The organism is Candidatus Hydrogenedentota bacterium, assembly GCA_012730045.1.
GTDB lineage: Bacteria > Hydrogenedentota > Hydrogenedentia > Hydrogenedentales > CAITNO01 > JAAYBR01.
The window spans coordinates 1-10,470 of record JAAYBR010000144.1 but is presented as its reverse complement, the minus strand read 5'-3'; the positions used below and the strand labels follow the sequence as shown (position 1 = coordinate 10,470).

The following is a 10,470-nucleotide window of genomic DNA, read 5'->3' as shown; positions in this document are numbered from 1 at the left end:
GTATACCTGAGCGGGGATTCTCGGCCAACCACAGCATTCGCCGGAGAAGGGTTGTTTGACCTCCAAGTATACCTGAGCGGGGATTCTCGGCCAACCACAGCTCAACCCGCATTGTCAAAAACCAACCGTGGAGTATACCTGAGCGGGGATTCTCGGCCAACCACAGCCGTCTGTCGGGCAGGTGTCGCCCATCTTCGAGTATACCTGAGCGGGGATTCTCGGCCAACCACAGCGCTGCACCGGGAGGTGGTGCCGCTGTTCTAAGTATACCTGAGCGGGGATTCTCGGCCAACCACAGCGCGCTTCGACCGTCCACGTTCTTCTGGGCAGACAGGAATGTCTGCCGCACATTGTGTGAGGCAGACATTCCTGTCTGCCTTTTTTCTGCGGCGGCGGAGAAGCCTTGTCCGCTGGCTGGTTTTTTCCACACAACCACCGGCTGACGTCCCCCGTCTTAAGCCCGTTTTTGGGTTTCGCGTTGCTGGCGTGCCGCGCATCTTTGGGCTCGCGGTGGGACTCGGGCGGGGGGCGTCGCCGGGGTCGTGCGGCCTTGCGCACGACCCCGGCGACAAAAATTTCCGCAGTTATTGGCGGTTTTTGTGCCGAGAGGCAAGAACAAGACTCTCCGGAGTTTTGCCGCAACGCCACCATACGGGGGGAAAGGCCTGCGGAATGAGTCCGTCCCGCCGGGCCGGCGCCTTATAGCCTGCGCCCTTCTGCGCAATCTGCGCCCCCCCTCCCCCCTCTTCAGTCCCTCGATGTCCTGGGGTCCAGGGCGTCGCGGAGGCCGTCGCCGAGGGCGTTGAGGGCGAAGAGGGTCGCGGAGAAGGCGATGCTGGGGAAGAGGAGCAGCCAGGGGTACTCCTCCATGGTCTCGACGCCCTCCTTGATGAGGAGGCCCCAGGAGCTCATGGGCGGCTGCACGCCGAGGCCGAGGAAGCTGAGGGTGGCCTCAAGGAGCATGACGCGGGGCACCGTCAGGGTGGCGTAGATGATGACGGGCCCGAGGGTGTTGGGCAGGATGTGGCGGATCAGGATGCGGGCGCGGCCGAGTCCGAGGGCCCGCGCGGCCTCGACAAACTCGCGCTCGCGCAGGGACAGCACCTGCCCGCGCACGATGCGGGCCATGGTGAGCCACTCCACCGCGCCGATGGCCAGGAAGAGGAACAGGAAGTTCCGCCCGAAGAAGACCATGAGGATGATGACGAACACCGTGTAGGGCAGGGCGTAGAGGATGTCCACGATGCGCATCATAAGGGCGTCGGCGCGGCCGCCTGCGAAGCCGGACACGCCGCCGTAGAGCACGCCGATGAGCAGGGACACGGCGGTGGCGGACAGCCCGATGAGCAGAGACACGCGCCCGCCCTGCAGGAGCCGCGCGAGAAGGTCGCGGCCCAGGGGGTCGGTGCCGAGCCAGTGCCCGACGCGGGGGCCGACGGCGCCAAGGGCCGTGTCCTGAGTGTCGTAGGTCTGGGGGGTGACCCAGGGCCCCGCGACCACCAGAATGCCCACGGCGCACAGCACAACCAGCGCCGCCACGGCGAGCCGGTTCACGCGGAGCCGCCGCCACGCGTCGCGCCAGAGCGAGGCGCGGCCGGCGGGGATCTCCTCCGCAAGGGGAGCGGCGGCGGGCGTTTCAATGTCGCGGGGGGCGGTCATGTCACTGCCCCCGCGCGCGCGGGTCGAGCCAGGCCTGGGCCAGGTCCGCCGCGAGGTTGAGCAGCGCCACCAGCGCCGCATAGACAAGCACGGTGCCCGTGACCATGGTGTAGTCGCGGTTGAAGGCCGCCTCGACGAACTCGCGGCCCAGCCCGGGAATCTGGAAGATGGTCTCGACGACGAAGGACCCGGTGAAGAGCCCCGCCATGGCCGGGCCGAGGAAGGCGACCACGGGCTGGATGCCGCCGCGCAGGGCGTGGCGCAGGAGGATGCGCGCCTCCGTCAGGCCCTTGGCGCGGGCGGTTCGGATGAAGTCCTGGCTGAGGGTCTCCAGCATGCCGCCGCGGGTCATGCGGGCGATGTAGGCCGCGTACATGGCCCCCAGGGTGATGGCGGGCAGAATCTTGTGGGCCGGCGTGGTCCACCCGGCCACGGGCAGCCAGCCCATCCACAGCGAGAAGACCAGCGTGAGCAGCGGCCCCAGCACGAAGCCCGGCAGGCAGATGCCCAGCATGGCGGCGCTCATGACGCCGTGGTCCAGCAGGCTGTTGGGCCGCAGCGCCGCCAGCAGCCCCGCGCCCATGCCGATGGCCAGCGCCACCGCGAGGGCGTAAAGCCCCAGTTCCATGGAGACCGGCAGGCGCAGCGCCACCCATTCCGTCACCGTGCGCCCCGTCTTGCGGTAGGACGGCCCCAGGTCGCCGCGCGCGGCGTCCCACAGGTAATCGAGATACTGCCGGTGCAGCGGGCGGTCGAGGCGGTAAAAGGCCTCGATCTGGGCCTGGGCCTTCGGCTCCAGCCGCTTCTCCGAGTCGAAGGGTCCGCCCGGCGCGAGGCGCACGAGGAAGAAGGTGATCGTGACCACCGCCAGCAGGACGGGGACAATCTCCAGGAGCCGCCGCAGGACAAACCCGGTCATTTGCCCGCCCCCCCGGGTTCCAGCCAGAGGTCCTGCCAGCGGAAAAGGCCCAGCATGTTCGGCTGGAACCCCTGCACCTCGGGGGACATGAGAAAGGTCCACGTGTAATAGTAGACTGGGATGATGGGCGCGTCGTCCAGCAGGATTTCCTCGGCCTGCTGGAGCAGTTCCAGGCGGCGCGCGGGGTCCACCTCGCCGTAGGATTCCCGGATCAGGCGGTCGTAGGCCGGCGACGACCAGCCGCAGCGGTTGTTCCCGCCGCCGGTCAGGAAACACTCAAGGAAGTTCACCGGGTCCACCACGTCGCCGATCCACGACGACCGGGCCACGGCGTAGTCCAGGGTGTTCAGGGAGCTGAGGTAGACCTTCCAGTCCTGGTTGAGCAGGCGGGCGTCCACGCCCAGATGTTCGCGCCACATGCGCTGCACCGTCTCGGCGATGGTCTTGTGGGCCTCGCTCGTGTTGTAGAGGATGTCCACCGGGGGCAGCCCCTCCCCGCCGGGAAACCCGGCCTCCGCCAGCAGGGCGCGCGCGGCCTCCAAGTCAAAGGCCACCCGCGCGCGGGAGGTGTACCCGGCGGTGTCCGGCGGCACCAGACTCCCCGCCGGCAGCTCGCCCGACTTCATGACGTGCGCGGCGATCTCTTCGCGGTCCAGCGCCATCGCCAGCGCGCGGCGCACGCGCCGGTCGGTGAAAGGCGGCTTCGTGGCGTTCACCCGGTAGAAGTACACGCCGAGGTAGGGGTGGATCCGAAGCTGTTCCGGGTGCTCCCGGCGGTACACGGGGATGCGGTGCATGGGCACCGTGGCCGTGAGGTGCAGGTTGCCCGCGCGGAAGGTGCGCTCCTCGGTCTGGAGGTTGTCAATGGGATAAAAGGCCACGGCGTCCGGCTTCACGGCCGCGGCGTCCCAGTAGTGCGGGTTGCGCACCACCTGGATCAGCTCGTTCGGCTGCCAGTCCCGCAGAAGAAAAGGCCCGTTCCCCACGAGGCTGCCCGGACGGCTCCACGCGGTGGCCCGCTCGTCCATCGCGCCGAACTTCTCCACCACATGGCGCGGAACGGGGTACCAGGCGCAGTGCGACTGCATGGAGAGGAAGTAGGGCGTGGGGTGCTCCAGCGTCACCACCAGCGTGAGAGGATCCGCGACCCGGACGCCCACGGTGGAGAAGTCGTCCGTGTCCCCGGCGTTGTAGGCCTCGGCGCCCCGGAGGCAGTGGAGCAGGTAGGCGTACTCGGCGGCCAGCCGCGGCGACAGCATCCGCCGCCAGGACCACGCGAAGTCCTCCGCCGTCAACGGCGCGCCATCGGACCATTTTCCCCCGGGCCGCAGATGAAAGGTGTAGGTCAGGCCGTCGGGCGACACGTCCCACGACGCCGCCGCGCCGGGCACGGGTTCCAGCGTGGCGGGGTCCACCCCGGCCAGCCCCTCAAACAGGGAACAGAGCACGCGGTGCTCCGCCACCCCGGTGACCTGCTGGGGGTCGAGGTCCTGGACCTCCGCGCCGTTGCCCGCCTTGATCACCATGCCCGGCAGCTCCGGCGGGGGATTGCAGGAGCATCCCGCCAGCAGCAGGACGGCGGCGAAGAGCATGTGTCCGGGACCCGGCCTCACAGGCGTTCCTTTCCCCCTCGGGGGCTGCGGCGGCGGCGCCGACGTCCCGCCCGGGGCGGGCGCGCGCCGCAGGGGCCTCTCCAGGGGACGCCGCCCCGCCGACAAGTGCCCGCCACGGCTTGTGACCTTCATTGTGCGCCTTTTCCCGAGTCGGTTCCGCAAGCCGGGCATAGGATAACAGGAAGCGCGCCGCCGGAGACAACCCGGCCCCGGAAGGCGCTCCGGTGCGGGGATTCAGGAAGGGCTGGGAGTTATGGGAAGTGGGGGAATTATGGGAGAATGGGGGCGGGTGGTGCCGCTGGTCCTGCGAGGAGAACGCATCCGGCCTTGCACACTTTGCAGTCCCATAAGTGCGGCCTTTCTCCGGCATCCCATCCCTCCCATACTTCCCCTACTTCCCATAACTCCCATCGTCTGTCAGCACCCGGCCGGCCCCGGCGGATTTCTGTCAAGAGTTTACCAGGCAAGGGGTTCCAGAAGATTTCTGCGCCGCGTGATGAACAAACCCCCCGCCGGTATCGTCTATATAGGTGTTGGTGGTTGAACCAATTGAAAGAGGCAGACGCCGCGCGGCTTGCGGCGAACAATCAAAGGAGCACAGCCATGAGCAGGAAAACAGCGTATCGTGTGGTGGTCATGGGCATGGCGGTGGCGGTGTGCCTGGCGGCGGGACCCGCTCCGGCGGCGAGTCCCCTGGAAAGTCTGGGCAAGGCGGCGGCCTCCGCCGCCCGCAGCGGCGCGGGCAAGACGCCCGGGCGGTCCCTGCGCGGGATCGGTTCCAGCCGGGGTCTGTCGAGTCTCGGCGGACGCAGTCTTCGCGGCATCTCGTCCGCCCGCGGCAGAACCCCCTTTTCGGGAAGCACGGCGGGCCGCGCCCTGCGGGACGGGCTTTCCTCAGGCCGGAACGGCCTCCGCGCCCCCGGCGCCCTGTCAGGGCGGGGTTCTTCGGCCCGGAATGGGGGCAAGGGGATTGACCGGGACCGGGTGAGGGACGCCCTGGGCAGCCTGATGAACCGGGGCGGCTACGGCGATTACGGCGATTACGGCGGCCATGGCGGCTGGAACGACTACGAGAACGAGATGGCCGACGCGTACCGCGATGTGGGCATCGCGAACGCCGTGGTCGGGCTCGTCGGCATTGCGGCGCAGGTTGCCGTCCAGAGCCGGCAGTACGCCGCCCCGGCGCAGCAGTACCAGAGCGAGCGGGTGCTGGTGGCGCCCGCGCGCTACGAGACAACCCAGGTGTGGATCCCCGAGTCCTATGACCCGCGCACGGGGGTGAAACTCGGCGGCGGTTTCTACGAGACGCGCACGCAGTACGTGCCCGAGGTCTACGAGGAGCGGCTGGTGCCCGTGGCGTCCGCCGCGCCGGTCTACGCCCCCGCCCCGGCGGCCATCCCCTACGCCGCGCACCGCGCGGGCGCCCTGCTGCCGCCCCCGCCCCCCGCATCGGGAGCGCAGCTCGCCGGGGCCTGGGTGAACCCCGCCTACCGCTGAGCGCGCCGGGTGCCTCTGCGGCGCGGAATCCGTTACACTCTTTCCCGGGCGCGTGAACGGCGCGCCCGGGAAAGGAGTGCCGGGATGGGTTCAGAATTCACGGGATACAGGCGGGCGGTGATGGCCGTGCTTGTGCTGGCGGGGATCGGGATGATGTTCCCTCCTTTGGCCGGCGCGCAGGCGTCTGCGGAGGGCCTCGCCGTCAAGGGGGACAGCCTGGTGCTCGCGGGCACCGCGCCGGGCGCGCTGTGTTACGGAAATCTGGAGGAGGGCTCCGTCACCGTGCGCAGCACCTATGAGCCCGGACAGGCGGACACGGTCATCTACGAGACGGGCCGCGACTATGTGGTGGACGCCGCCGCCGGAACCGTCGCCCGCACCGCAGACTCGCGCATTCCGGACTTCAGGACCAACATGCTCTACGGGCAGAAGGACTTCGACCACACCGCGTTTCCGGGCTTCGGCAACCGCGCCTTCTTTGTCTATGTGGACTACCGGGCGCGCGGCGCGCGGCCCCTGTGCGCCCCCCGCGACCAGGCGGCGCTGCTGCCCAAGACGGCCGCAAAACTGCGGGCGGGCGGCCCGTTCAAGATCATCGCCTACGGCGACAGCATCACCGCCGGGATAGACGCGGGCAGCCGCGAGGTCCAGTTCCAGGAGCAGTGGGCGCGCCATCTGTCCGCCAGGTTCCCGAAGGCGGAGATCACGGTGGAGAACGGCGCGACCAACGGCGACGGCACGGCGCAGGGCCTCGCGCGCCTGCGCGAGAAGGTGCTCGACCGCGCCCCGGACCTCGTGATCATCGGCTTCGGCATGAACGACCACAACGTGTCCGGCCCCACCCCGGAGCAATTCGCCGACAACCTGAAGGCGATGACCGCGCAGATCCGAGAACAGACCGGCGCGGAGGTGCTCCTGTACTCCGCCTTCCCCCCCAACCCGGACTGGAAATTCGGCACCCACCGCATGGAGCTGTACGCCGAAGCCACCCGCCGCGCGGCGGAGGAGGCCCGATGCGCCTACGCCGATGTGTTTGGTGTCTGGAAGGAGGTCCTGAAACGCAAAGACCTCCCCAGCCTCCTCGCCAACAACATCAACCACCCCAGCGACTTCGGCCACGGGCTCTACTTCGAGGCGCTCAGGGCCGTGGAGTTCTGACGCCGCCGTCGGAAACGTAGACGCGGCATCTTGCCGCGTTCTTCGGGTCAACGAAAAACCCCCAAGAACGCGGCAAGATGCCGCGTCTACTGCGGGCTCTTCCTCCCTTTCCCAAGTAACACTTGGGAACGAGGGGGAAACCAAAGCGGCGTCGTTGCCGCCGCACTCCAAAGGAAGGTGCCGCCGCACCTACTTCGCCGGCATGAGGGCCGCATAGGCCGCGTGGGCGGCCGCGGCTTGGGGGCCCCGGGCGGGGCGGAGGAACTCCTGGTAGCCCCAGGTGACGGCGGTGTCGGTGAACTCGCTGGCGAGGCGGAGCTTGTCGCGGAACTTCTCCGCAGGGACCGCGCGCCAATAAGGGGCGAGCTTCGGGTCGTTCACGTGGGTCTTCAGGCCGAACCGCGCGACGTAGTCGTCCAAGGAGGCGACCTCCAACTCGCCGCTTTCCACGTTGGCCCAGAGGGTCTTTCCCGCCGCGCCGCAGGCCTCCTTCATGGCGGCGAAGAAAGGCCGCCGGTCGTCCAGGGTGTAGCAGGACAGGTGCTCGCCGCTGTCCTGAAGCGCGACAATGTCCACCGCCGGGGCCTGGCGCAGCAGCCCGGTCCAGAAATCGCGGTACTCCTCCGGGGTCACCCATGCGAAATCGCCCAGTTTCCCGCCGCAGTCGAGGAGGAAGAACGGCGAGATCATGACCGGCTTGTCGCTGGCGGCCTTGCAGCGTTCGGCCACGCCCCGGTAGAGCGCGCGGATGAGCTCCGCCTGCGGCCCGGTGAAATGGTACAGCTCGTAGGGGACGTACCAGCCATGAAACGACGGGCGCGCCCCGTACAGGCGGACGGTCTCGCGGATGCGCGCCTCGGCGCGGGCGAGTTCGGGGCCGGGGTCCGGCTGGACCCACCAGTTGGCCATGGACAGTGTGCTGAGGAAGACGCGCATCCCCCGGCGGTCGGTCTCGTCGAAGAACCCGCGCAGGGGTGCCTCCCCCTCCGGCGCGTCCGCGCCGCCCCGGCCGGAAAGGTCCGACACGATCATCAGGTCCGCGCCCAGGGCCTGGAGGGCATCGAGCTCCCCTTTCCAGTCCTCCGCAGACCGCCGCGTATCGGCGTCGGACATCCACCAGAACACGCCGGCCAGCCGCGCCGGGGCGGCGTCGCCCCACGCCGGGGCCATGCCCGCGCACACCAGCGCGAGGGCGAAACAGCAGCGTCTCACGGAACCCAAGGGCCTTCTCCCAAAGCGGGGGCATTCCCGCCGCAACGGGGCACAGGATAGCACGTCCGGGGGCCGCAACCCCTGTCCTCTGGTCGCCGGACAAGACGTTGTGAGAACCGAAGTCGAAGCGAGAACGAGGTTGCTTCAGTCGCTGCGCTCCTTCGCAATGACGCATATTTACGGGGTCATTACAATGACGTCTTCTTGCGGTCATTGCGAGCCCCTGACCGCCCGGGGGGCGGGAATCCCGCCAACGAACACTGAGGGCTGAGGGAGCGCCGGAAACGTAGACGCGCCATCTTGGCGCGTTCTTGTGATTTTCGTTGGCCCAAAGAACGCGCCAAGATGGCGCGTCTACATTGCGGGCGTTCTCGCCGACTTACTTCATTAGCAGGAGGCCGCCCCGGCCGACGCGGCAACCTCTTGTCGGAAAGCCCCAAACCCTCCGCACCTCATGGGTGATGAACACCTTTGCACGCCGTCGGCGTTTCCACCGTGAACCCAGAAGGCTCGTCCCTCCAGCGCCTCCGCAGCCCATTTCTTATCCGGCAATCAGTCCCTGTCCAGCCGCGTTGACTCCGCTCGGGCGCTGCGCTATGATGCCGCCGCTGAGGTACCCCGCCGTCCACGGCGGCGGCGGTCCTCCGCGGAGGACGTTTCCATGAGCGAAGGGAGAGGCGAACCGGAACCCCACCAGCCGCAGGCGCGGCCCGCGCGCGGGCGCATGGCGGCCACCATCGCCGCGGCGTTTGCGGCGGGGGTTCTTCTCACGGCGGCGGGCGCGGTGTGGTGGACGCATGGCGGCCGCCCGAAGCCCCCCGCCCCCGCGACGCGCCCGGCCCCCGTGCCGCCGGTGCCCCCGCCCGCCATGGGCGGCGTCGCGGCGGAGCAGGACAGCCTGACGGGCGGCTGGGAGCAGGAGGCGGCGGAGGGCGGGGCCGCCCCCTTCCGGATCCGTTTCGCCCAGACGCCGGTGGGCCCGCGCTTTGAACTGGAGACCGCGAAAGCCTCCCTGGCCGGCCTGTACACGCTGAACGAAAAGGAGCTGCCCCGTCAGGTGGACCTCTCGGTGCGCGAGACCCGCACGCGCGGCGGGTGGATGGGCCTGCAGGAGCCGGTGACGGTGCGCGGGGTGTTCACGGTGGAGGGCGACCGGCTGACGCTGGTGCTGGGGCTGGACTCCCTGGAGCCCTTTGAGCGCGTCGCGTCCGCGGTGGGCACGCTGCTGGAGGGCATGTCCAACGGGTTCAAGAAGGGCGACGGGCCGCTCAAGGCTCAGGCCGCCGCTCAGAAGGCGCTGCGGCGTCTGGACGGGCGGCCGCGGCCCGGATCGCTGGCCGGGGGCACGGGCACGCTGCTGCTGGCCATGAAGCGCGACCCCCGCCTGGAGGATCCGCTGATCCCCGGCACGCCCCAGGCCCAGCGCGAGGCGCTGGACCGCATGACCTATCCGCCCCCGCCGAAGGAACTGACCGCCGAGTGGGAGGCCCGGGGCCCCCGCGCCGCGCTCCGCCTGCCGGGCAATGTGTTCATGCCCTTTGTGCGGGTCGCGCCGGGGGACTTCCTCCTCGGCGCCGAGGGGGACGAGGCGGCCCGTCCGGTCCACAAGGTGCGGATCACGAAGGGGTACTGGCTGGGGCAGTGCGAGGTGACCCAGGCCCAGTGGAAGGCCGTGATGGGCGTGAACCCCTCAAACATCGAGGACGACACCCTGCCCGTGGAGTCCGTCTCCTGGGAGGACGCCGCGCTGTTCATCCAGCGCCTCAACCGGACCGGCGCCGGCCGGTTCCGCCTGCCCACGGAGGCCGAGTGGGTCTTCGCGTGCCAGGCGGGGGGAGCCGTCCCCGGACAGTTCATCGAGACCAAGTCGGCGGTCGGCGAGTACGCGTGGTGCTTCCCCAACAGCGATTCCCGCGCCCACCCCGTGGGCACCAAGAAGGCGAACGCGTGGGGCTTCCACGACATGACGGGCAACCTCTGGGAGTGGTGCGCCGACTGGCACGCGCCGGACTACTACGCGGTCAGCCCCCGGGTGGACCCCCAGGGCCCCGAAACGGGGAGCGAGCGGATCGCCCTCGGGGGCTCCTGGAAGGACGACCCCGCCCTCTGCCAGACCCTCAGGCGCAACTGGTTCCCGCCCACCCTGCGCCGCGACGGCTACGGGTTCCGGCTCTGCGCCGACTGAGACGGCGCACCGGCGCCTAACAGGACGCGTTGGGAGGCGGGGTCGTGCCGGGAACGAGATTGCTTCAGTCGCTGCGCTCCTTCGCAATGACGCGGAAACACACGTCATTGCGAGCCCCTGACCGCCGTGAGGCGGGAATTCGCATAAGAAAGTTGGCTCCCTGCATGATGATGTCGCGGGTCCCACAGAGTGGCCGGAGCTCGAATGGTGTCAGCGTACCCGTTCGC

7 protein-coding genes and 1 CRISPR repeat array are annotated in these 10,470 nt (G+C 69.3%); of the genes, 3 read left to right on the top strand and 4 right to left on the bottom strand.

Translation table 11 applies throughout. From position 1 onward, the window contains the following. Nucleotide 1: 1 nt before the first annotated feature. Nucleotides 2-299: a CRISPR direct-repeat array (repeat unit 34 nt; unit sequence TATACCTGAGCGGGGATTCTCGGCCAACCACAGC). A gap of 448 nt (nt 300-747) precedes the next feature. Genes GXY15_16075 through GXY15_16065 form a run of 3 tightly spaced genes read right to left on the bottom strand, consistent with a single transcriptional unit; the run spans nt 748 to nt 4,104 of the window. Next, a complete protein-coding gene (locus GXY15_16075) occupies nt 748-1,659 on the bottom strand; it encodes an ABC transporter permease (GenBank protein NLV42729.1) in 912 nt (303 codons plus the stop codon). 1 nt (nt 1,660) lies between these two features. Beyond that, entirely contained in the window at nt 1,661-2,578 is a 918-nt protein-coding gene (locus GXY15_16070; protein NLV42728.1) for an ABC transporter permease subunit, read from the bottom strand. Beyond that, complete coding sequence (locus GXY15_16065; protein ID NLV42727.1) at nt 2,575-4,104, bottom strand: peptide ABC transporter substrate-binding protein; 1,530 nt, start codon at nt 4,102-4,104, stop codon at nt 2,575-2,577. Before GXY15_16065 ends, GXY15_16070 begins: the two co-directional genes overlap by 4 nt. 690 nt (nt 4,105-4,794) lie before the next feature. Between GXY15_16065 and GXY15_16060 the strand changes: the two genes are divergently transcribed. Beyond that, complete coding sequence (locus GXY15_16060) at nt 4,795-5,688, top strand: hypothetical protein (protein NLV42726.1); 894 nt, start codon at nt 4,795-4,797, stop codon at nt 5,686-5,688. Between the two features lie 84 nt (nt 5,689-5,772). Beyond that, the gene (locus GXY15_16055; protein NLV42725.1) at nt 5,773-6,846 is read left to right on the top strand and encodes an SGNH/GDSL hydrolase family protein; all 1,074 of its coding nucleotides are present in this window, start codon (nt 5,773-5,775) and stop codon (nt 6,844-6,846) included. Nucleotides 6,847-7,035: 189 nt separating this feature from the next. On the opposite strand, the gene GXY15_16050 is transcribed toward GXY15_16055, so the two are convergent. After that, a complete protein-coding gene (locus GXY15_16050) occupies nt 7,036-8,067 on the bottom strand; it encodes a DUF4434 domain-containing protein (GenBank protein ID NLV42724.1) in 1,032 nt (343 codons plus the stop codon). Nucleotides 8,068-8,719: 652 nt separating this feature from the next. Here GXY15_16050 and GXY15_16045 point away from each other — a divergent pair. Further along, nucleotides 8,720-10,243, top strand: coding sequence for a formylglycine-generating enzyme family protein (locus tag GXY15_16045; protein NLV42723.1), 1,524 nt, complete (start codon nt 8,720-8,722; stop codon nt 10,241-10,243). The last annotated feature ends 227 nt before the right edge of the window (nt 10,244-10,470 follow it).

Bases quoted from the DNA above. Each gene is read 5' to 3' on its own strand.
- GXY15_16060 (NLV42726.1), top strand. From the start codon at position 4,795: ATGAGCAGGAAAACAGCGTATCGTGTGGTGGTCATGGGCATGGCGGTG.
- GXY15_16055 (NLV42725.1), top strand. From the start codon at position 5,773: ATGGGTTCAGAATTCACGGGATACAGGCGGGCGGTGATGGCCGTGCTT.
- GXY15_16075 (NLV42729.1), bottom strand. From the start codon at position 1,659: ATGACCGCCCCCCGCGACATTGAAACGCCCGCCGCCGCTCCCCTTGCG.
- GXY15_16070 (NLV42728.1), bottom strand. From the start codon at position 2,578: ATGACCGGGTTTGTCCTGCGGCGGCTCCTGGAGATTGTCCCCGTCCTG.
- GXY15_16065 (NLV42727.1), bottom strand. From the start codon at position 4,104: ATGGTGATCAAGGCGGGCAACGGCGCGGAGGTCCAGGACCTCGACCCC.
- GXY15_16045 (NLV42723.1), top strand. From the start codon at position 8,720: ATGAGCGAAGGGAGAGGCGAACCGGAACCCCACCAGCCGCAGGCGCGG.